Source organism: Paragemmobacter ruber, assembly GCF_009908315.1.
Classification (GTDB): Bacteria; Pseudomonadota; Alphaproteobacteria; order Rhodobacterales; family Rhodobacteraceae; genus Paragemmobacter; species Paragemmobacter ruber.
The window spans coordinates 253,460-275,329 of the sequence record NZ_JAAATW010000003.1; the positions used below are offsets into that span (position 1 = coordinate 253,460).

Here is a 21,870-nt window from a genome sequence, read left to right on the forward strand (position 1 = left end):
ACGCAGATTTCGCGACGGAATTTGACGCAAATTCCGGGGCTTGAGCGGGGTCTTTCCGAGGTTCCACGGTGGGCGGCGTTCTCTGTGTCAGAAAACGGCGCGGAATTTTTGTCAAATTCCGCTGTGCGGGTCAGATGAGCGCGACCCAGGCCCGGGCGATGGCAAGGCCCGCGGCATCGGCCTGCGGGCCGACGGTGGGGGCGCGTTCGGGATGGTGGCGGTCCAGCCAGCCGGGGTGGTTGCGTTCCACCGCCTCGGGGAACTGGCGGTTCCAGTCGGCCACCACGCTGCGCGATGCCTCGAAATGGAACTGCATCGCATAGGTCGCGCGGTTCAGGCGGAAGCACTGGTTCATGGCGACGGCGGACGTGGCCAGATGGGTGGTGCCTTCGGGCAGGGTGAAGGTGTCGGAGTGCCACTGGAAGATTGGGAAGGTGGCGGGCAGGTGCGACAGCACGGGGTCGGCGCGCCCCGCTGCGGTGAGCGTGACATCGCACCAGCCGAATTCCGGCGCGGTGCCGAGGTGGTTTTCGGCGCCAAGGCCGCGGGCCAGAAGTTGCGAGCCCAAGCAGATGCCGAGGACGGCGTGCCCCGCGGCCCCGCTGTCGCGCATGAGTTGGGCCAGCGCGGGCAGGTAGGGGTGGCTGTGGTCATCGCGGGCGGATTGTTCGCCGCCAAAGACGACAAGCGCATCGAAGCTGCCCGGTTCGGGCAGGCGGCCATCGGCGAAGGGTTTGTAGAGGTCGATGGTTGCGGCCGCCTCGTGCAGGGCGATGCCCACCTGTCCGTGATGGGTGACGCGGGTGTTTTCGACGATGGCGACGCGCAAGGGGCCCTCCTGTTGCTGTGGCCCGACACTCTGCACGGGGGCGGAGAGGGTGCAAGGGGGCGGGAGCCGGGGCCTTGGCAGGGAATTGCCCGGGAATTGCCCTTGCATCCCTGCGGCGCGCGTGAAATGGGGAACCGCCAAACGGACATTCCCACGGAGACGGTGATGGAGATTCGCGAGGCGCTTACCTTTGATGATGTCCTTCTGGTTCCGGCCGCGTCGAGCGTGCTGCCGAGCGAGGCGGACACGACGACATTCGTCACCAAATCCATCCGCATGAACATCCCGCTTTTGTCGAGCGCGATGGACACGGTGACCGAGGCGCGGATGGCGATTGCCATGGCGCAGGCGGGCGGGATCGGGGTGATCCATCGCAATCTGGATATCGAGGCGCAGGCCACGGAAGTGCGGCGGGTGAAGCGGTTCGAAAGCGGGGTGGTCTACAAGCCCATCACGCTGACGCCTGACCAGACGCTTGCGGATGCCAAGGCGCTGATGGAGCGCTACAACATCACGGGCTTTCCGGTTGTGGATGATGCGGGCCGCGTGCTGGGGATCGTGACCAACCGTGACATGCGCTTTGCGCAGGATGACCGGACCCCGGTTTCGGTGATGATGACGGCAGACAATCTGGCCGTGCTGCGCGAACCGGTGGACCGGGATCAGGCGATCAGCCTGATGAAGGCGCGGCGGATCGAGAAACTGCTGGTCACGGATGGAACGGGCAAGCTGACGGGTCTCTTGACGCTGAAGGATACCGAGAAGGCGGTGCTGAACCCGCAGGCCTGCAAGGATGAGCTGGGGCGGCTGCGCGTGGCGGCGGCATCCACCGTGGGGGATGCGGGGTTCGAGCGGAGCCAGGCACTAATTGATGCCGGTGTCGACATGGTGGTGATCGACACGGCGCATGGCCACAGCGAGGGCGTGGCGATCGCAGTGGAGCGGATCAAGACGCTGTCCAACACCGTGCAGGTGGTGGCGGGCAATGTCGCCACGGCCGAGGCCACGCGCGCGCTGATCGGGGCGGGCGCGGATGCGGTGAAGGTGGGGATCGGGCCGGGGTCCATCTGCACGACGCGGATCGTGGCCGGGGTGGGTGTGCCGCAGCTGACGGCGATCATGGATGCGGCCCGCGCGGCGGGGGATATCCCGGTGATCGCCGATGGCGGGATCAAGTATTCGGGCGACTTCGCCAAGGCGATTGCGGCGGGCGCGTCCTGCGCGATGGTGGGCAGCGCGATCGCGGGGACGGACGAATCCCCCGGCGAGGTGATCCTGTGGCAGGGGCGCAGCTTCAAGGCCTATCGCGGGATGGGCAGTCTTGGCGCGATGGCGCGGGGATCGGCGGATCGCTATTTCCAGAAGGATGCGGCGAGCGACAAGCTGGTGCCCGAAGGGATCGAGGGGCAGGTGCCCTACAAGGGCAGCGCGGCGGCGGTCATCCATCAGATGGTGGGCGGCCTGCGGGCGGCGATGGGCTATACCGGCAATCGGACGGTGGCCGAGATGCGGACGCGGTGCCAGTTCGTGCGGATCACCGGGGCGGGGCTGAAGGAAAGCCATGTCCATGATGTGCAGATCACGCGGGAAAGCCCGAATTATCGCGTGGGCTGAGGGCGGGATTTGCCTGACGGCAGGATCTGCAAGAGGGCAAGATCTGCAAGAGGACGGGGGGCGGTGGGCGGAGTGCCTGCCGCCCCCTTTTCTTATTGATATGATAATTTATGTCCAGCGGTGGAATAAAGAAGCGCGGCCGCGCGTTGTGATGCAAAATCGGTCACGCCCTACGTCATTGGAAACGCCATGCCGCCTGTCACCCATCGCCTGCTTGCCGCGCTTTTGCTTTCAACGCTGATCGTGCCTGCCCCGTCGCTGCTGCCGCTTGAGGGGGCGTCCCTCGGTGGGGCGGCCTGGGCGCAGGACAGTGACGGCGGGGATGATGGCGGGGACGATGGTGGCGACGACAGCGACGACAGTGACGACGACAGCGACGACGACGATGATGATGACGATGACGACGATGACAGCGCCCGTGCCGGGGGTGGGGGCGGGACGGATTTCTCGCGCCGTGGGCAGCGTCCGCGGGCCGCGGCCCCGGCAGCGCCGCCGCCCCCGGTCCGCGTGCCGGATGAAGTGGTGGTGACCGATCTTTCGCCCGAGACACTGGCCCAGTTGCAGGGCGAGGGGTTCACGCTGATCGCCGAGCAGCAGCTAGAGAACCTCGGGGTGGCGGTGACGCGGCTGCGGGTGCCGCCCGCGCTGGGGCTGGAGGCGGCGCGCGAGCGCGTGCGCGCCCTGCCGGGGGGGGAGGACGCGGATTTCAACCATTTCTATCGCCCCGGCCAGGCGGAGGCCGAGGCTGTGACCGATGCGGCCGCCTGCGCGCCCGAGAACTGTCCGGCGCTGGAATTGATCTCGTGGCCTGCGGAGCGGTCCGAGACCTGCCGCGTGTCGCTGCCGGTGGGGATGATCGATACCGGGGTCAATGCCGAGCATGATATCCTGACGGGCGCCCGGCTGGATGTGCTGCGTATGGCGGATGAGGGGCAGGATCCTTCGGCGGCGGTTCATGGCACGGCGGTTGCCTCGCTGTTGATCGGGACGGAGGGAAGCCGCGTGCCGGGGCTGATCCGCGAGGCGGAGGTGATCGCGGTGGATGTGTTCTCGAAAGCGGGCAGCGACGAGCGCGCCGATGTGACCGCGCTGATGCGGGGCCTTGATGTGCTGAGCGCGCAAGGGGTGCGGGTGATGAACCTGTCGCTGGCCGGGCCGGAGAATGACGCGCTGACGGTGGTGCTGGATCGGATGACCGGGCCAGAGGGCGCGGTGATCGTGGCGGCGGCCGGCAATGCCGGGCCGGACGCCCCGCCCGCCTGGCCTGCGGCGCATCCCGGGGTGATTGCGGTGACGGCGGTGGATGCGCGCGGGCGCGTCTATCGCGGGGCGCAGCGGGGCGCGCATATTGACCTGGCGGCGCCGGGGGTTGGGCTTCTGGCCGCGACGTCGATCCGGGGGGCGCGGGGCAAGACGGGGACGTCTTATGCGGTGCCTTTCGTGACGGCGGCGGCGGCGGTGCTGTTGTCGCAGAACCCGACGCTGACGGCGGCGCAGGTGGCAGAAGAGCTCAAGTCACGGGCGCGCGACATCGGGGCAGAGGGGCCGGATGACGTGTTCGGGGCCGGGCTTCTGGATGTGGCGGACCTGTGCGCGATGGCAGCGCCGCTGTCGGATTGAGCCGCCCCCGGGGGGTGGAGGCAGGTGGTGGAGAGGCAGGGCGCGGATGGTGGAAGCCATCCGCGCCTTTGTTTTTGGCAGGGCGGCGCGGGCTGATCGGCGCGGTGCGGGGGGGGCGTTTGGTGCAAGGGGGGCGGGTTGCGGTGGGATGGCCGTGGGCGAGAGGGTGGCGCGGGCGGTGGGGTCATGCGTGCGCTTGGTCCTGGAGGGGGTGCTTTGGCGGATTGGTCAGGCGCATGGGGAGGGGGCTTTGGCGCTTGGGAGAAGGGGATTCGTCCGCGCGGCGGGGATGCTGCGGCGGGACTGTGGGGCTTGGGTTGGGTTTGGGTGGTGGTGCGGGCGAGCGGGGGAGCGGGCGCGTTTGCGTTTGGTGGGGGTGAGGTGGTTTGGCCTGCGCGGTGGTGATGGGGGGATGGCCGGGCTTTGCAAGGGGATGGGATGCGGTGGGGTGGGCGTGGGCGAGAGGGTGGCGCGGGCGATGGGGTCAGCCGTGCGCTTGGTGCTGTAGGGGGGGCTTTAGCTGATCGGCCCTGTGCGGTGGAGGGGGTTGGCGCTTGATGTGGGGGATTGGTCAGCGCGGGGGTGATAGGGCGGTGGGATGGCGGGGGAGATGGGGCTTTGGGGCGGATGGTGGGGGGCATCCGCCTGCATTGTCCTGCCGCAACGCCCCCGCTATTGCGCCCAGTTGCGGGCGATGAGGGCGGCCTCTTCTTCGGGGGAGAGGGCAAGACCTGCGCCGCGTTGATCGAGATAGGCGGAGAGACCTTCGGCGGCGGCGCCTTCGGCGGGGAGGAAGGCGTCGTCTTCCCCGGCCGGGAGGAGCGGTTCCTGCAGCACCACGGCGATGGACCAGCCGCGTGCCGGATCGAGGCAGGCGAGCGCGACCTCCATCCGGGCGGCGCGGCGATCGAGGGCCTCGACCTCGCGGCAGGGGCCGGTATCGGTGGGCAGGGTGGACAGGATCATCAGATCGCGCCCTTCGCCCTGCGGCAGGGGTGTGCCGGAGGGCAGGGTGGCCAGCGCCTCGGCCAGCGGCGAGCCGGAGGGGACGGGACCCGCGGCGAGGGATTGCGCGTCCATCGGGCGGAACAGTAGGACAGCGGCGGCGAGGCTGGCGGCAAGGGCGAGGGCGCCCGCCAGCAGGCCCGCGCGGGGGCGGAAAGCGATCACCTGTGCCGAGGCCGGGGCCGTGCCACGGATCGCCTGATCCAGCGGTGCGGGAAGCGGATCGCCCATCGGGGCGGCGAAGGCCTGCGCCAGCGCTGCATTGGCGGCGAAGAGGTCATCGACATAGGCCTGATCGTCGGGATTGCGGGCGAGGTGCATCACCACCGCCGCCGCCTCTTCGGGCGAGAGTTCGCCATCCACGAAGGCGGCGAGGCGGGTGCGGTCCATGGCGGGAGGGGGGGTCATTGGCGGGGTCCCTGGCTGAGGCCGAGTTTGGGCAGGAGCGCCTCGCGGGCGCGGGAGAGGCGGCTCATCACGGTGCCGACGGGGATATCCAGCGTTTCCGCCGTTTCGCGGTAGCTGAGGCCTTCGATAGCGACGAGGGCGAGGACGGTGCGCTGTGCTTCGGGCAGGGCGGCCATGGCGGCCCGGGTCTGGGCGAGCATCATGCGATCCTCGGGCAGGCTGGCGGCCTTGCCTTCGTCGCTGAGATCGGCGTCGTCGGGATCCATGGCGGTGCCGCGCCGCTGGTGGCTGCGGCGATCGTCGATCCAGAGCGTCTGGATGATCCGATACATCCAGCTGTCCATGCGCGTGCCGGCCTGAAACTGTGCCGCGTTGCGCAGCGCCTTTTCGCAGGCGGCCTGCACCAGATCATCGCCGTCCTGCCGGTTGCCGGTCAGGCTGTAGGCGAAGCGCCGCAGCTTTGGGACAAGGGCGACGAGGTCCTGTCGAAAGCGGTCTTGCATTGGAATTCCTTTGGACAAGGCACTTGATCCGGCAAGACAACGCCGCTGCCAAGGGTCTATTCCACTGCCGGGGCAGAAAATTCTTTCAGTGCGGGGAGGCGCGGCGGGGCGCGGGGAGGGGAATTTCCCAAGTGAATTTGTCGGCTTTACATTGCTGACAAAATCACTAAGGTTATGGGTGTCGCCCGTGGCTCAGGACGCGGGCGATGCTGTCCCTTGGTCCAGAGCGTTGCGACGATGATGCCCGAAAAATCCCAGACCACCACAGAGGTGCCGGAACATGACGTGCTTGCCCTGACCGGCGGCGGAAGTCTGGCGCGGCTGGTGCATCAGGGTGAGGTCTATCTGTTGCGCATCACGCGGCTGGGCAAGTTGATCCTGACGAAGTGAGGCCGCGATGATCGTCTGCCACTGTTCGGGCATATCGGACCACGACATCCGCGCGGCCATCACCTGGATGCGGCGGGCCGATCCGGACACGATCATCACGCCGGGCAAGATCTATCACGCGCTTGGGAAACGTGCCGATTGCGGCGGTTGTATGCCGCTCTTGCTTGACACCATGCGCCACTGTGCCAGCCTTGAGGTACCCACGACGCCGCCGATCCTGCGCGCGGTGTCCAGGCAGATGCAAACAGACCTCAGGCAAGGACGGCACCATGAAGGGCGATCCCAAGGTTATTGAATTTCTCAACGCGGCGCTGCGGTCGGAACTGACCGCCGTCAGCCAGTACTGGCTGCATTACAGATTGCAGGAAGATTGGGGCTATGGCCATCTGGCCGCCAAATCCCGGGCCGAGAGCATTGAGGAGATGCATCACGCCGACAAGCTGATCGCGCGGATCATCTTTCTGGAGGGGCATCCGAATCTGCAAAAGCTCGATCCGCTGCGGATCGGGCAGGACCTGCGCGAGACGCTGGAGGCCGACCTTGCCGCCGAGCATGAGGCGCGCACGCTGTATATCGAGGCGCGGCGGCATTGCGATCAGGTGGGCGATTTCGTGACGCGGGCGCTGTTTGACGAGCTGATCGCGGATGAGGAAGGGCATATCGACTTTCTCGAGACGCAGATGGGCCTTTACGACCGTCTGGGGGCCGAGAAATACGGCATGCTGAACGCCAAGCCCGCCGATCAGGCCGAGTAAGCGTTCGACAGTTGCTGGCGGGGTCGGGTTCTGGCGAATCCGGCCCCGCTTGCCTATTGTCGCCGCGCAACGGGCGGAGGCTGGCCATGGACGGGCGGCGCAGGGTGCTGGTGACCGGGGCGGGCGCGCCCGACGGGATAGGATTTGCTACGGCGCACTGGCTGGCGCGGGCGGGCTCACGGGTAGCGATTACGGCGACCACGGGGCGGGTCCATGCGCGGGCGGCGGAACTGATCGCCGAGGGGCTGGATGTGACGGCGCATGTGGCCGATCTGACCGAAGCCGAGCAGGTGGCGCGTCTGGCCGATGCGGTGGGGCCGGTGGATGTGCTGGTGAACAACGCAGGGATGGGGTCGGTCGGCGCCCCGGCGGAGCAGGTGGGGTTTCTGGACCTTGATCCCGATCAGTGGCGGCGGGCGATGGATGCCTCGCTGACGACGGCGGTGCTGGTGACGCGGGCCTTTCTGCCGGGCATGGTGGCGCAAGGCTTTGGCCGCGTGGTGATGATGGCCAGCGTGACCGGGCCTTATGTGGCCAAGCCGGGCGAGACGGCCTATGCGGCGGCCAAGGCGGGGATGGTGGGGCTGACCCATGCGCTGGCGCTGGAAGTGGCGGCGGCGGGGGTGACGGTGAATGCGGTGGCGCCTGGCTGGATCGCCACCGGCGCATCGACGCCCGAGGAGCGGCTGGCGGCGCGGGCCACCCCGCCGGGCCGGGCAGGCACGCCGGAGGAAGTGGCGGCGGTTGTGGCGTTTCTGGCGTCCGGGGGCGCGTCTTATGTGAACGGCGCGGTGATCGTGGTGGATGGCGGCAATATCCTGCAGGAGCGTAAGGCATGACGCCGGGGGCGCGGGCGGCGGCGGCCATTGCCGTGCTGGACCGGGTGCTGGAGGGGCAGCCGGCCGAGATGGCGCTGACGAATTGGGGCCGGGCGAACCGCTATGCCGGGTCGGGCGACCGGGCGGCGGTGCGCGACATCGTCTTTGATGTGCTGCGCTGCAAGCGATCCTGCGCCGCGCGCGGCGGGGCGCTGACGGGGCGGGGGCTGGTTCTGGGATGGGCGCGCGGCGGCCTTGGCCGGGAGGCGCTGTTTGACGGGCAGGGCCATGCCCCGGCGCCGCCCGGGGCCGGGGAGGCCGGGCGCGTGCCGGAGGGGGCGGAGGCGCTCGACTGCCCGGATTGGCTGGAAGCCCCGCTGCGGGCCAGCCTCGGGGCGGATTTCGAAGCCGTGATGGCCGCGATGCAGGAGCGCGCGCCGGTGTTCCTGCGAGTGAATCTGGCGCGGCTGTTGCGGGGTGCGGCGGTGGCGATGCTGGCCGCCGAGGGGATCGAGGCGGTGGCGCATCCGTTGGCGGCATCGGCGTTGGAGGTGCGGGCGGGGGCGCGGAAGGTGCAGGCCAGTGCCGCCTATCGCGAGGGGCTGGTGGAGTTGCAGGATGCCGCCTCGCAGGCGGTGGTGGAGATGCTGCCGCTGCGCGACGGCATGGCGGTGCTGGATCTGTGCGCCGGGGGCGGGGGCAAGACGTTGGCCATGGCCGCGCGGGCAGGGCTGCGGCTTTGGGCGCATGATGCCGAGCGGCGGCGGATGGCCGACCTGCCCGTGCGCGCGGCCCGCGCCGGGGTGGCGGTGACGCTGGTGGACCGGCCCGAGGCGGCGGGGCCGTTCGATCTGGTGCTGGCGGATGTGCCCTGTTCGGGCGCGGGCAGTTGGCGGCGCGACCCAGAGGGGAAATGGGCGCTGACGGCGGCGCGTCTGGCCGCGCTGCGCGAGGTGCAGGCCGGGATCATGGACCGGGCGGCGGCCCTTGTCCGCCCGGGCGGGGTGCTGGGCTATGCGACCTGTTCGCTTCTGGACGAGGAGAACGGCGCGCAGGTGGAGCGGTTTCTGGCACGGCGTGACGGCTGGACGCTGGAGACGGCGCGGCGCTTTACGCCGCTGGACGGCGGCGATGGGTTCTTTTGCGCCGTGTTGCGGCGGGGCTGAGGGCGCGGCCGCACCGCCGGGCAGGCGCATGGGGCGATTAGGGGTTTGTTAACACTTCCCGGTGCAAGATGCGGCGGATGTCGGATCTGCGCACCCTGATCGCCCGTGTGCCCCTTTTGCCGCCGCGCCTTTCGGTGGTTGTCCGGCTATGCCTTGGGGCGGTATTGGCCGCCCTGATCGGGGGGATCGCGCTGGCGATGCCAGCGCGCCTTGTGGGCTTTGCCGCGCTGGTGGCCCTGGCGGGGGGCGGCCTTGCCACCTATCTTCGGCGCCGGGCGTCAGGCACGACGGTCGGCGTGGCCCAGAGCCCGCAGCGGGTGCAGGGAGCGTTCGATCCAGCGCAGATCGAAGGTCTGGCCGTGCCGATCCTGCATTTCGATGGCGGGGGCGGGTTGCGGCGGGCCAATGGCGAGGCGCGAGCGATGCTGGATCTGGGCCTGCGGGACCTGCCGGAGGTGTCGCGGCTGTTTGTCGATCTCGGGCGGCCCGTGCGCGACTGGATCGCCGATGTGGCGGCAGGGCGGCTTCCCGGCGGATCGGAGATGGTGGGGCTTGCCGCCGATATCCGCCCCGAGGAGGGCGAGCGGTTCCTGCAGGTGACGCTGCGGCCTGACGGGCGGGGCGGGGCCTTGGCGATCCTGCAGGACACGACCGCGCTGAAGCGCATCGAGGCGCAGTTCGTGCAAGGGCAGAAGATGCAGGCCATCGGCCAGTTGGCCGGAGGAATCGCGCATGATTTCAACAATCTGCTGACGGCGATTTCGGGTCATTGCGACCTGTTGCTGTTGCGTCACCAGCCCGATGATCCCGACCATCCCGATCTGATCCAGATCCGCCAGAACGCCAACCGCGCGGCGGCGCTGGTGTCGCAGCTTCTGGCCTTTTCGCGCAAGCAGACCCTGAAGCCGGAGCGGATTGACCTGCAGGAGACGCTGGCCGACCTGACCCATCTGCTGAACCGGCTGGTGGGAGAGAAGGTGGGGCTCGACCTGATCCATGCGCGCGAGCCGACCGCGATCCGCGCGGACCGGCGGCATCTGGAGCAGGTGATCATGAATTTGGTGGTCAATGCGCGCGACGCGATGCCGGAGGGCGGCATCGTGCAGATCGAGACGCGGGTGGTCACGCTGGCGCAGGAGATGCACCGCGACCGCGCGGTCGTGCCGCGGGGGCGGTATGTCGTGATTTCGGTCCGCGATGGCGGGGTGGGGATCGCGCCCGAGGCGATGGACAAGATCTTTGAGCCGTTCTTCACCACCAAGCGCGTGGGTGAAGGGACGGGGCTGGGCCTTTCGACGGTCTACGGGATCGTCAAGCAATCGGGGGGATTCGTCTTTGTGCAATCCACGCTTGGCGTTGGGACGGAGTTTGACCTGTGGTTCCCCTTCTGCGCCGAGGCCGCGCCGGAACGGGCCGTGACGCGCGCGCGGCGCGCGGTGCACCGGCGGGATGCGGTGGTGCTTCTGGTGGAGGATGAGGCGCCGGTGCGCACCTTTGCCGCGCGCGCCCTGCGCCTGCGCGGCCATTGCGTGCTGGAGGCGGGCAGCGCCGAGGAGGCGCTGGCGCTGCTGGAGGATGCGGATCTGAGGGTGGATGTGTTCGTGACCGATGTGGTGATGCCGGGCATGGATGGCCCGGGCTGGGTGCGGCAGGCGCTGGGGCAGCGGCCGCAGGTGCGGACGGTGTTCATCTCGGGCTATGCGGAAGAGGCGCTGTCGGACGATCAGGCGCGGATCCCGAATTCGGTCTTTCTGCCCAAGCCGTTTTCGCTGACCGAACTGATCGACACGGTGCAGGCGCAACTGGCGGCATGAGCGGGCGGCCGGGGGTGCGCCGCAGGGGCGGCGATGGGGGCGGCGATGGGGGCGGCACTGGGTGCGCTTGTCAGGGCGGCGGGCAGGGCTTGCGCGCTGTCGGAACGACGGGGACACGGGGTCCGGGCCACCGGGCGGTTCCGGCCTGGCTGGGTGCGTGCAGCCGCCCGTTCCGCGCCGGGAGGCCATGACGCTCGCTAAGCGCCCGGTCGCGGTTGGTGCGTTCTGCAGGGGTGAGTCTTGGGACAGTGCGTTCGCGGGGCGTGTTGGCCTTGAGGCCGCGTTATCAGGGGGTGCGTTTGCGGGGCGCGTTGCCCATGTGGCGGTGGTCGCGGGGGAAAATCGCTCAGCGGACGCGTTCCCTGAGTGTTCATAACCGGAAAGCGCGGTGGCCGGGGGGGGGGTGCATTCTGGAGTGCGTTCTGGGGGGCCGTATGGGCGGGGGCGTTTTCGGGGGATGCTTTCCAGCAGGCGGCGTTCCCGCAAGGTGCGGTTGCGTGGCGCGCGCGATCGGGGGGCACGCGCTGAGAGGGGGCGATTCTGCCAGGTGCGATTCTGGCAGGTGCGACGGATCAGGCCGGCAGGGGTTGGAGCGTTTCGTACAGGGCGAAGTCGCGGGCGGCGGCCTTGCGCAGACGCGCCTCGGTCTGCGGTGTCAGGTCCAGCGGCGCGACGGGCGAGACGTTCAGGCGCGGCAGGATGATTTCGCAATCCAGACGGTCTTCGAGGAAATGGACGAAGGTTTCGATTTCCTCGTAGCGGAAGAGGTGATCGACACCCTTCTCTCCCTTTGGCTGCAGGAAGCGGGCCTGCGATCCCACGGCGGCAAAATCGGGCTGGGGATCATCGCACCAGGCGTTGACGAAGTGATCAAAGCTCATGCCCGCGGTGGATCGGGCGGCATCGGAGATATCGTCGCGCTGCCGGTAGCGGAACCACGATCCCAGCCAGTCGCGTGGTTCTCGCATCAGGGCCACGACCGTGAAGGGGTGGCCGGATGTGGCCTCCAGATAGGGGCCGATGAAGCGGTGGAAGCGCTGGACGGGCGTATGTTTCAGCACGGGCGGGCGCTGGATCGACATGGTGGCCATCGAATCAAGCGCCGCCTCGATCGCGGTGGAGCCGGTCTTTGGCGTGGCGAGGATGACGAGTCTTTGTTCCCAGAAAACCAGCATGAAACACCCCTGACATGGACGCAGGCCTTCTACACAAGGCCCGCGCCTTAGGCGAGGCCCCGCGATGCCGCGCCCTTTGGCGCCCTTTGCCGCGCTAACCAAGCCTTAACCTCTGTATGTCACGCTGATGATGTTCGAATTTGATTGAAATGTTCCCCATTTGTGCTCATAAAGATGAGAACACTTGGGGAACAAGCGCAGCAATTGCCGCCCGGTCGCGGCTGTGAAATAAGGAGACGGACATGGCGGTGGCGAACCTCCTCGATTTGAACGGGAAGCGCGAAATGGACAAGGCAAAGGCGCTGGAAAGCGCGCTGGCACAGATCGAACGCCAGTTCGGCAAGGGTTCGATCATGAAGCTGGGCAAGGAAAGCCCGGTGATGGATATCGAGGCGACCTCGACCGGATCGCTGGGGCTGGACATCGCCTTGGGGATTGGCGGGCTGCCCAAGGGGCGGATCATCGAGATCTTTGGACCCGAATCTTCGGGCAAGACGACGCTGACGCTGCATGTGGTGGCGGAAGAGCAGAAGAAGGGCGGCGTCTGCGCCTTTGTCGATGCCGAACATGCGCTGGACCCGCAATATGCAAAGAAGCTGGGCGTCGATCTGGACGAATTGCTGATCAGCCAGCCGGATACCGGCGAACAGGCGCTGGAGATCGTGGATACGCTGGTGCGGTCGGGCGCGGTGAGCCTGATCGTGGTCGACTCGGTCGCTGCGCTGGTGCCCAAGTCCGAGATTGAGGGCGACATGGGCGACATGCAGATGGGCAGCCAGGCCCGCCTGATGAGCCAGGCGATGCGGAAGCTGACCGCCAGCATCGGGCGCAGCAACTGCATGGTGATCTTTATCAACCAGATCCGCATGAAGATCGGCGTGATGTTCGGCAGCCCCGAGACGACGACGGGCGGCAATGCGCTGAAATTCTATGCCAGCGTGCGGATGGACATCCGCCGGATCGGTTCGATCAAGGACAAGGATGAGGTGGTGGGCAATTCCACCCGCGTGAAGGTGGTGAAGAACAAGGTGGCGCCGCCCTTCCGCGAGGTGGAGTTCGACATCATGTATGGCGAGGGTATCTCGAAACTGGGCGAGTTGATCGATATCGGCGTGAAGGCCGGGGTCGTGGAGAAATCGGGCGCCTGGTATTCCTATGGCGATGAGCGGATCGGCCAGGGGCGCGAGAATGCCAAGCAGTTCCTGCGCCAGAACCCCGGCCTTGCGGCCGAGATCGAGGACAAAATCCGCGCGGCAAACGGGCTGGATTTCACCTCGCCCGGCGGGGCGGATGAGGGCGACGTTCTGGATATGTGACCCGTGTCCGGGGCCCTGGCCCGGGCTACCGAAAGGGGCCGGAACCGCAGGGTTCCGGCCTTTTTTCGCACCCCGGGGCGCCGGCGTTGGATGGGGGCGGTGGACAGGGGCGGCGGGCAGGGCTAAGTGGGGTTCCCAAACGGGGTTTCCGCCTTTCTGAAAGGGCCTTTGCAGCATGGCGTCGCTGAACGATATCCGATCCACCTTCCTCGACTTTTTTCAGCGCAACGGACACCGCGTGGTGGAATCGTCCCCGCTGGTGCCGCGCAATGACCCGACACTGATGTTCGCCAATTCCGGGATGGTGCAGTTCAAGAACTGCTTCACCGGGGTGGAGACGCGGGATTACAAGCGGGCCACGACGGCGCAGAAATGCGTGCGCGCGGGGGGCAAGCACAATGACCTCGACAATGTGGGATATACCGCGCGGCATCATACGTTCTTCGAGATGCTGGGGAATTTCAGCTTTGGCGATTACTTCAAGGCCGAGGCGATCGCCTTTTCCTGGGAGCTGCTGACCCGCGATTTCGGGATCGACCCCAAGAAGCTGTGTGTCACGGTCTATCACACCGATGACGAGGCGGCGGGGATCTGGAAGAAGGTGGCGGGGCTGGAGGATCACCGGATCATCCGCATCGCGAGCGATGACAATTTCTGGCGCATGGGGCCGACGGGGCCCTGCGGCCCGTGCACCGAGATCTTTTACGACCACGGTGATCACATCTGGGGCGGCCCGCCCGGCAGCGCGGATGAGGATGGCGACCGGTTCATCGAGATCTGGAACAACGTGTTCATGCAGAACGAGCAGTTCGCAGATGGCACGCTGCGCCCGCTCGACATGCAGTCGATTGACACCGGCATGGGGCTGGAGCGGATCGGCGCGCTGTTGCAGGGCAAGCATGACAATTACGACACTGATCTGATGCGATCGCTGATCGAGGCATCCGCCCATGCGACGAGCCAAGATCCCGACGGCCCGGGCAAGGTGAGCCACCGGGTGATCGCGGATCACCTGCGGTCGGTGTCCTTTCTGATTGCCGATGGGGTGATGCCGTCGAATGAGGGGCGCGGCTATGTGCTGCGCCGGATCATGCGGCGGGCGATGCGGCACGCGCATATGCTGGGCGCGCAGGACCCGGTGATGTTCCGGCTGGTGCCGGCGCTGGTGCGGCAGATGGGCGGGGCCTATCCGGAACTGGCCCGCGCGCAGGCGCTGATCGAAGAGACGCTGCGGCTGGAAGAGACGCGGTTCAAGCAGACGCTGGATCGTGGGCTGCGGCTGCTGGACGATGAACTGGCGCGTCTTCCCGACGGGGCGGAACTGCCCGGGGGGGCGGCGTTCAAGTTGTATGATACCTATGGCTTCCCGCTGGACCTGACGCAGGATGCGCTGCGCGAGAAGGGCCGCGCGGTGGATGTGGCGGGGTTCGAGGCGGCGATGGCCGAGCAGCGCGCCAAGGCGCGGGCGGCCTGGTCCGGGACGGGCGAGGCGAAGGATGCGCGCATCTGGTTCGAACTGGCCGAAGCGGATGGCGTGACGGAGTTTCTGGGCTATGACACCGAAACGGCCGAGGGCGTGATCACCGCGCTGGTGCGCGACGGGGCGGGGATTGCCGCCGCCGCGCAGGGAAGCCAGGTGCAGATCGTGGTGAACCAGACGCCGTTCTATGGCGAATCCGGCGGGCAAGTGGGCGATGCGGGCTATATCCGCACGGCCACGGGTCTGGCCCATGTGACCGATACGAAGAAGGCGGCGGGGGTGTTCATCCACATCGCCGAGGTGGTCGAGGGCGAGGTGAAGACGGGCCAGCCTGCGAAGCTGGAGGTGGAGCACAAGCGCCGCGCGGCCATTCGGGCCAACCATTCGGCGACGCACCTTCTGCACGAGGCGCTGCGCCGGGCGCTTGGGGATCATGTCGCGCAGAAGGGCAGCCTGAACGCGCCGGATCGGTTGCGCTTTGACTTCAGCCATTCGGCGGCGCTGTCGGCGGCGGAACTGGCGCAGGTGGAAGCCGAGGTGAACAGCTTCGTGCGCCAGAACACGCCCGTCGAGACGCGGATCATGACACCTGACGATGCCCGCGCCATCGGGGCGCAGGCGCTGTTTGGCGAGAAGTATGGCGATGAGGTGCGCGTCGTTTCCATGGGCGTGCTGGAGGGATCGGCCAAGGGTGCGGACGGGCAGACCTATAGCCTTGAGCTGTGCGGTGGCACCCATGTGGCGCGTACGGGGGATATCGGGGCCTTTGTCCTGTTGGGCGATTCTGCATCCTCTGCCGGGGTGCGGCGGATCGAGGCGCTGACGGGGGCGGCCGCGCTGGAGCATCTGCGCGCGCAGGATGCGCGGCTGGCCGAGGTGGCGGCGGTGCTGAAGGCGCCGGTGGCCGAGATCGTCGAACGGGTGAAGGTGCTGTTCGACGAACGCCGCGCCCTGCAGAACGAGGTGGCGCAGTTGCGCCGCGATCTGGCGATGGGCGGCGGGGCGAAGGGTGGCCCTGAGGTGCGCGAGGTGGCGGGCGTGAAGTTCGTGGCGCAGGTCCTGTCGGGCGTGTCGGGCAAGGATCTGCCCGCGCTGATCGACGGGCTGAAGGCGCAGATCGGATCGGGGGCCGTGCTGCTGATCGCGGATACGGGGGCGAAGCCCGCCGTGGCGGCGGGTGTGACGGCCGATCTTACCGCGCGCGTGTCTGCCGTAGCGCTGGTGAAGGCGGCGGCCGAGGCGATGGGTGGCAAGGGCGGCGGCGGCCGGCCGGACATGGCGCAGGCGGGCGGCGCGGATATCGCGCTGGCGGATGGGGCGATCAAGGCGGCGGAAGCCGTGCTGGAGGGTTGAGCCATGCCGAGCGCGTTGTGGATCGCCCATGTCGAGGTGACCGACTCGGAGGCCTATGGCAAATATGCCAAGGCCGCCGGACCGGCCATCGCCGCCCATGGCGGGGTGTTTCTGGCGCGTGGTGGGCGCTATGTGCAGCTGGAAGGCAATGACCGCGCCCGCAATGTGGTGGCGCGGTTCCCGAGCCTTGAGAAGGCCGTGGAGTGCTACCACTCGGCCGAGTATCAGGCGGCGCTGGCCCATGCCAAGGGCGCGAGCCTGCGCGATCTGGTGGTGGTGGAAGAGGTTGAGTGACCTTTCGCCTATCCTTTGCCGTTAGGTGGATAAATCGGCCCCTGCGGGGGCCGTTTTCATGCTAATGTCGCAAAAAAGAATCCGAGGCCGAGCATGACGAGACGACCGAAGACCCGGGGGGGCATCTGATGTGCCGCTGGGCTGCCTATGTGGGGGCGCCGATCTTTCTGGAAGAGATCGTGAGCCGCCCGGGACATTCGCTCATCCACCAGAGCCATTGCGCCACGCAGTGCCATACGGCGATCAATGCCGATGGGTTCGGGCTGGCCTGGTATGGCGAGCGGCCGGAGCCGGGGCTTTACCGTGACGTGATGCCGGCCTGGTCGGACCCCAATCTGCGCAGCCTGACGGCACAGGTGAAATCGGGGCTGTTCATGGCGCATGTCCGTGCGTCAACCGGGACGGCGACCAGCCGGAACAATTGCCACCCCTTTGCGGTGGGGCGCTGGACGTTCATGCATAACGGCCAGATCGGCGGCTATGATGCCTTTCGCCGCGATGCCGACATGATGATCCGCGATGACCTGTACCCCCATCGCAAGGGCGCGACGGATAGTGAGGCGCTGTTCCTGATCGCGCTGGCCGAGGGGCTGGACGAGGATCCGCAGGGCGCGCTGGAGCGGGCGGCGGCGCGGGTGATCGCGCTGTCGCGCGCCAAGGGCAGCGCGCCCCATCTGCGGCTGACGGCGGCGCTGTCGGATGGCGCGCGGCTGTTTGCGGTGCGCTATGCGACCGATGACCATGCGCCCACGCTTTACCATCGCTGGTCGGACCGGCGGCAGGGCAGGGCGGTGGTGTCGGAACCGCTGGAGCAGGATGAGGGCGACTGGACCCCGGTGCCTGCAGGCAGTTTCTGCCGGTTCGACGGCGCGGCGGTGGAGATCGCGCCCTTTGATCCATTAGCGCTGCGGCAGGCGGCTTGATCCGGCGCCTGCCACGGATCGTTCAATATCGTTGACGACACAGGCGCTGTCGTTAATGCTATGCGCGTTATGCGGCCCCTTTTCCGGGGCTTTCCGAGTGTCACGGTTCCCGAGTGCAAAAGGATTTTCTTGCAAAGGGGGATTTGCGGCATGGCGGCGCCATTTCCGGACTGGAACGATCTGCGGGATATCCTGCTGATCACCGATGCGGGCAGCCTGTCGGGGGCGGCGCGGATCGCCCGGATCAGCCAATCCACCATGTCGCGGCGTCTGGCCGCGATCGAGGCGCATGGCCAGCCGGTGTTCCTGCGCGACGAGATGGGACGGATGAGCCCGAATGCCCGCGGCCAAGAACTGGTGGCGGCGGCGCGCGAGATGGCGGTGATCTATGAACGTGTCAAGGCGCGGCTGTCGGATGCCGGGCCGCCCCTGCGGGTGGCCAGTTGCGAGATGATGGCGCGGCTGTTTCTGTCGCCCGCGATTCCCGTCTGGTCGGCCAAGGCGGACAGCGTGGCGGAGTTGCAGGTGCATGAGGATGTCTATGCGCTGGATCCGGCGGGCTATGACGTGATGGTGGCGCCGATGGCGGCGGCGCCGGAGCGCAGCACGGGCCAGCTTTTGGGCGTGCTGCAGATGGGCCTGTTCGCGGCGCCGCATTATGTGGCGTCGAACCGCATCCGGGGGCGGCTTGAGACGCTGGAAGGGCAGGGCGTGATCCGGGCGTCAAAGGCGCTGGCCGAGGTGGAAAGCTATCGCTGGCTGGCGCGGCAGGGTGGCAATGTGGCCCTGCTGTCGCCGAATGTGCCGACGATGGCGGAGGCCTGCGCGAACGGCCTTGGCGTGGCGCTTTTGCCGCTGGATCTGGCGGCGGGCGATCCGCGGCTTTTGCCGCTGGATGGGCCGAAGGCGCCCCCGTGCGAGGTCTGGGCCGTGGCGGATGCGGATGCGGCGACCGATCCCCGGGTGGCCGGTTTCCTGAAATGGGCGCGCGGACATTTCCGCGCGACCCGGGGCGAGGAACGCGCGCCCGTTTAGGAGGCGCGCGCCTGCCGCTTGCGTTCATGCGGATCGAGGACGCGCTTGCGCAGGCGGATGATTTTCGGCGTCACTTCCACCAGTTCGTCATCGTCGATATAAGCGATGGCCTCTTCAAGGCTGAAGCGGATATGGGGGGTCAGGCGCACCGCCTCATCCGTGCCGGAGGCGCGGACGTTGGTGAGCTTTTTGCCCTTGAGCGGGTTCACCTCAAGATCATTGTCGCGGCTGTGTTCGCCGATGATCATGCCCTCATAGACGTTTTCCTGCGGGCCGATGAACATGCGGCCCCGCTCTTCGAGGTTCCACAGCGCATAGGCGACCGAGACGCCGTTTTCCATGCTGATCAGCACGCCCTGACGACGGCCCTGGATCGGGCCCTTGTGCGGCACCCAGCCGTGGAAGATGCGGTTCAGCACGCCCGTGCCGCGCGTGTCGGTCAGGAACTGGCCGTGATAGCCGATCAGGCCGCGCGAGGGGACATGGGCGATGATGCGGGTCTTGCCGACGCCTGCAGGCTTCATCTCGACCAGATCGCCCTTGCGTTCGCCGGTCAGCTTGTCGATCACCGCGCCGGAATATTCGTCATCGACATCGACGATGACCTCTTCCACCGGTTCCATGCGGACGCCGTTTTCTTCCTTGAAGATCACGCGGGGGCGGGAGATCGACAGTTCGAACCCTTCGCGGCGCATGTTTTCGATCAGCACGCCCATCTGAAGTTCGCCCCGGCCTGACACTTCGAACGCCTCGCCGCCGGGGGTGTCGGCCACCTTGATGGCGACGTTGACCTCGGATTCCTTCATCAAGCGGTCGCGGATGACGCGGGATTGCACCTTGTTGCCGTCGCGGCCGGCAAGCGGGCTGTCATTGATGCCGAAGGTGACGGTGATCGTCGGCGGGTCGATGGGTTGGGCGGGAAGCGCGGTGTCGATGTCGAGCGCACAGAGCGTATCGGCCACGGTCGCCTTGGACATGCCGGCCAGCGTGACGATGTCGCCGGCCACGGCTTCATCAATCGCGGTCTGGGTCAGGCCGCGGAAAGCCAGGACCTTGGTCACGCGGAACTGTTCCAGACGTTCGCCCGTGCGCGACAGCGCCTTGAGCGTCTCGCCCACCTTCAGGCGGCCGGATTCGACGCGGCCCGTCAGGATGCGGCCAATGAAGGGATCGGCCGAAAGCGTGGTGGCCAGCATCGAGAAGGGTTCGTTCTGGCGGGCGATCTGTTTCGGGGCGGGGACGTGGCGGACGATCAGATCGAAGAGCGCGGTCAGGTCCTTGCGCGGGCCGTCAAGGCTTTCATCCGCCCAGCCGGCGCGGCCGGAGGCGTAGAGATAGGGGAAATCCAGCTGTTCATCATTCGCGCCGAGATTGGCGAAGAGATCGAACACCTCGTTCAGGGCGCGGTCAGGTTCGGCATCGGGCTTGTCGACCTTGTTCAGCACCACGATGGGCCGCAGGCCGAGGGCGAGCGCCTTGGAGGTGACGAATTTCGTTTGGGGCATGGGGCCTTCGGCGGCGTCCACCAGCAGGACCACGCCATCGACCATGTTCAGGATACGCTCCACCTCGCCGCCGAAATCGGCATGGCCGGGGGTATCGACGATGTTGATGCGCGTCTCGCCATGTTCGACAGAGGTGCATTTCGCAAGGATGGTGATCCCGCGTTCGCGTTCGATGTCGTTGGAATCCATGGCGCGTTCGGAGACGGCCTCATTCGCGCGGAAGGCGCCGGACTGTTTGAGCAGTTCGTCCACAAGGGTGGTTTTGCCATGGTCGACATGCGCGATGATGGCGATGTTGCGAAGCTCCATCGGGGAGGTCTCTTTCAAATCTTTCTGCGGTTGCGAGGGGCCATACAGGGTTTGGCGCCTGTTGGCTAGGGCCGTCAGGTGGCGATGTAGCGGTCGCGCCTGTGGTTGATGGCGATGACGAGGTTGACGACCGCCGCGCCGAGGAAGGACCAGGCGACGGTGGGCCATGGCAGGAAGGTCAGCGCGATGGCGAAGAGGGCGGCGTCGAAGATCAGTTGGGTGTGGCCCGCGCGGAACCCCGTGCGGTCCTGCAGGTAGAGGGCGAGGATGCCGATGCCGCCGAGGCTGGCCCCGTGGCGGAAGATGGCAAGGAGCGCCGCGCCCGAGACGAAGCCGAAGAGGACCGCCCCGAAGGCCGGGTGGAGGGTGGAGAAATCCACCCATCCGGGCATCAGCGCCGAGAGGGCCGAGAGCAGCGCCACGGCGAGGAAGGTCTTGATCGTGAAGGCCAGCCCCATGCGGCGGTAGCCGAACCAGTAGAAGGGGATGTTGATGGCGAAGAAGAGCCATCCGAAGGGCAGGCCGGTCGCGTAGGAGATCAGGACGGCAAGGCCTGCCGTCTGGCCCGTGATCATGCCCAGATGGGTGAGGATGACGATGCCGAAGGCGGCCATGGTGGCCCCGAAGGCAAGGCCTTGGGCATCTTCGATCAGGCTGTGGCTTTTCGGATCGGTCATGCGCGCGCTGTAGCGGGAAGGGGCGGGCTGCGCCAGAGGGGCAGCGACGGGTTCAGGCGGCGATATAGCGGTCGCGGCGGTGATTGATGGCGAGGAAGAGCGAGAAGGTCGCTGCGCCGACAAAGGACCAGAGCAGGGTTTCGGGCGCAAGGATCAGGGCGGCGGCGGCGAAGATGACGACGTCAACGGCCAGTTGCACATAGCCTGCCTGTATGCCCCAGCGATCCTGGATCATCAGGGCGGGGATGGAGAAGCCGCCGAAGCTGCCGCCATGGCGCACCACGGCAAGCGCGGCGATGCCGAAGAGGATGCCGAAGAGGATGGCCGCGAAGGCGGGTTCGATGGCGCCCAGCGTCATCCAGCGCGGCAGGATGTCGGTGAGCACCGACAGGGCGGCGGTGGTGATCAGGGTCTTGAGCGCGAAGCGGCCCCCTATGCGCCACCAGCCGAGCAGCAGGAAGGGCAGGTTGATCGCGAAATAGACAAGCGAAAACGGCAGGTTCCAGCTATAGGCGATCAGCACGGCGAGGCCCGTCGTCTGGCCCGTGGCAAAGCCCATATGGGTGAGGATGTGGATGCCGAGGGCGGCCATGACGATGCCGAAGGCGATGCCTTGGACATCTTCCAGAAGGCTGTGCTGTTTCGGGTCGGTCATGGTGGCCTCATGCGGGATATAAAGGTCATAGCATATGACCTTTTAAGGGTCAATATGGCTGACCATTCTTTCGCTGTTGCCCGACTGCATCAGCGCGGGGCGTGATGGGGGCGGGGGATTTCCCCGGGGCGCGGTTTCGGGGTATGTGTCGCGTCCCGCAACGCGACAGATGGAGGGCGTGATGGTAGACATTGCTGGATCGTCACGACGTGGCGGGATGTTCGGG

At 67.3% G+C, this 21,870-nt stretch carries 19 protein-coding genes and 1 pseudogene; 13 read left to right on the top strand and 7 right to left on the bottom strand.

Annotation, left to right across the window (positions count from 1 at the left end):
- Nucleotides 1-130 precede the first annotated feature (130 nt).
- Complete coding sequence (locus tag GU920_RS13425; RefSeq protein WP_161767600.1) at nt 131-829, bottom strand: type 1 glutamine amidotransferase; 699 nt, start codon at nt 827-829, stop codon at nt 131-133.
- Between the two features lie 165 nt (nt 830-994).
- On the opposite strand from GU920_RS13425, the gene guaB reads away from it, so the two are divergent.
- Together guaB and GU920_RS13435 are read left to right on the top strand one after the other, a co-directional pair.
- The gene (gene guaB / locus GU920_RS13430; protein ID WP_161767601.1) at nt 995-2,443 is read left to right on the top strand and encodes an IMP dehydrogenase; all 1,449 of its coding nucleotides are present in this window, start codon (nt 995-997) and stop codon (nt 2,441-2,443) included.
- A 189-nt stretch (nt 2,444-2,632) separates the two neighbouring features.
- Entirely contained in the window at nt 2,633-4,063 is a 1,431-nt protein-coding gene (locus GU920_RS13435; protein ID WP_161767602.1) for a S8 family serine peptidase, read from the top strand.
- A 672-nt stretch (nt 4,064-4,735) separates the two neighbouring features.
- On the opposite strand, the gene GU920_RS13440 is transcribed toward GU920_RS13435, so the two are convergent.
- Nucleotides 4,736-5,476 (bottom strand): zf-HC2 domain-containing protein, encoded by a 741-nt coding sequence (locus tag GU920_RS13440; protein WP_161767603.1) that lies wholly within the window; start codon nt 5,474-5,476, stop codon nt 4,736-4,738.
- Entirely contained in the window at nt 5,473-5,979 is a 507-nt protein-coding gene (locus GU920_RS13445) for an RNA polymerase sigma factor (RefSeq protein ID WP_161767604.1), read from the bottom strand. The genes GU920_RS13440 and GU920_RS13445 overlap by 4 nt, the downstream gene beginning before the upstream one ends.
- A 237-nt stretch (nt 5,980-6,216) precedes the next feature.
- Between GU920_RS13445 and hemP the strand changes: the two genes are divergently transcribed.
- The 6 genes and pseudogenes from hemP to GU920_RS13475 form a co-directional block, all read left to right on the top strand.
- Nucleotides 6,217-6,369: a hemin uptake protein HemP gene (gene hemP, locus GU920_RS13450; protein ID WP_161768087.1), complete on the top strand. Its 153-nt coding sequence runs from the start codon at nt 6,217-6,219 to the stop codon at nt 6,367-6,369.
- 7 nt (nt 6,370-6,376) lie between these two features.
- Nucleotides 6,377-6,664 (top strand): (2Fe-2S)-binding protein, encoded by a 288-nt coding sequence (locus GU920_RS13455; protein ID WP_161767605.1) that lies wholly within the window; start codon nt 6,377-6,379, stop codon nt 6,662-6,664.
- Nucleotides 6,639-7,124, top strand: coding sequence for a bacterioferritin (gene bfr / locus GU920_RS13460; protein WP_161767606.1), 486 nt, complete (start codon nt 6,639-6,641; stop codon nt 7,122-7,124). Before GU920_RS13455 ends, bfr begins: the two co-directional genes overlap by 26 nt.
- A gap of 86 nt (nt 7,125-7,210) precedes the next feature.
- Nucleotides 7,211-7,963 (top strand): SDR family NAD(P)-dependent oxidoreductase, encoded by a 753-nt coding sequence (locus GU920_RS13465; RefSeq protein WP_161767607.1) that lies wholly within the window; start codon nt 7,211-7,213, stop codon nt 7,961-7,963.
- Nucleotides 7,960-9,108 (top strand): RsmB/NOP family class I SAM-dependent RNA methyltransferase, encoded by a 1,149-nt coding sequence (locus GU920_RS13470; RefSeq protein WP_161767608.1) that lies wholly within the window; start codon nt 7,960-7,962, stop codon nt 9,106-9,108. Before GU920_RS13465 ends, GU920_RS13470 begins: the two co-directional genes overlap by 4 nt.
- A gap of 338 nt (nt 9,109-9,446) precedes the next feature.
- Nucleotides 9,447-10,922, top strand: a pseudogene (locus GU920_RS13475) (ATP-binding protein); the annotation flags it as partial.
- A 572-nt stretch (nt 10,923-11,494) separates the two neighbouring features.
- Here GU920_RS13475 and GU920_RS13480 read toward each other — a convergent pair.
- A complete protein-coding gene (locus GU920_RS13480) occupies nt 11,495-12,097 on the bottom strand; it encodes a hypothetical protein (protein WP_161767610.1) in 603 nt (200 codons plus the stop codon).
- A 242-nt stretch (nt 12,098-12,339) separates the two neighbouring features.
- Between GU920_RS13480 and recA the strand changes: the two genes are divergently transcribed.
- The 5 genes from recA (at nt 12,340) to GU920_RS13505 (ending at nt 18,498) form a co-directional block, all read left to right on the top strand.
- Nucleotides 12,340-13,413 (top strand): recombinase RecA, encoded by a 1,074-nt coding sequence (gene recA / locus GU920_RS13485; protein ID WP_161767611.1) that lies wholly within the window; start codon nt 12,340-12,342, stop codon nt 13,411-13,413.
- A 175-nt stretch (nt 13,414-13,588) separates the two neighbouring features.
- Nucleotides 13,589-16,246, top strand: coding sequence for an alanine--tRNA ligase (alaS, locus tag GU920_RS13490; RefSeq protein WP_161767612.1), 2,658 nt, complete (start codon nt 13,589-13,591; stop codon nt 16,244-16,246).
- Nucleotides 16,247-16,249: 3 nt separating this feature from the next.
- Nucleotides 16,250-16,540, top strand: coding sequence for a DUF1330 domain-containing protein (locus GU920_RS13495; RefSeq protein WP_161767613.1), 291 nt, complete (start codon nt 16,250-16,252; stop codon nt 16,538-16,540).
- Between the two features lie 128 nt (nt 16,541-16,668).
- Entirely contained in the window at nt 16,669-17,463 is a 795-nt protein-coding gene (locus GU920_RS13500) for a class II glutamine amidotransferase (RefSeq protein ID WP_161767614.1), read from the top strand.
- A gap of 150 nt (nt 17,464-17,613) precedes the next feature.
- Complete coding sequence (locus GU920_RS13505; protein WP_161767615.1) at nt 17,614-18,498, top strand: LysR family transcriptional regulator; 885 nt, start codon at nt 17,614-17,616, stop codon at nt 18,496-18,498.
- Here GU920_RS13505 and typA read toward each other — a convergent pair.
- The 3 genes from typA to GU920_RS13520 form a co-directional block, all read right to left on the bottom strand.
- Nucleotides 18,495-20,312 (bottom strand): translational GTPase TypA, encoded by a 1,818-nt coding sequence (gene typA / locus GU920_RS13510; RefSeq protein ID WP_161767616.1) that lies wholly within the window; start codon nt 20,310-20,312, stop codon nt 18,495-18,497. The two genes, GU920_RS13505 and typA, sit on opposite strands and share 4 nt — an antisense overlap.
- A gap of 74 nt (nt 20,313-20,386) precedes the next feature.
- On the bottom strand, nt 20,387-20,989 hold the full coding sequence (locus tag GU920_RS13515) for a YitT family protein (RefSeq protein ID WP_161767617.1): 603 nt from the start codon (nt 20,987-20,989) through the stop codon (nt 20,387-20,389).
- Between the two features lie 52 nt (nt 20,990-21,041).
- Nucleotides 21,042-21,644 carry a YitT family protein gene (locus GU920_RS13520; protein WP_161767618.1) on the bottom strand — a complete coding sequence of 201 codons (603 nt, stop codon included), beginning with the start codon at nt 21,642-21,644 and terminating at the stop codon, nt 21,042-21,044.
- Between the last annotated feature and the right edge of the window lie 226 nt (nt 21,645-21,870).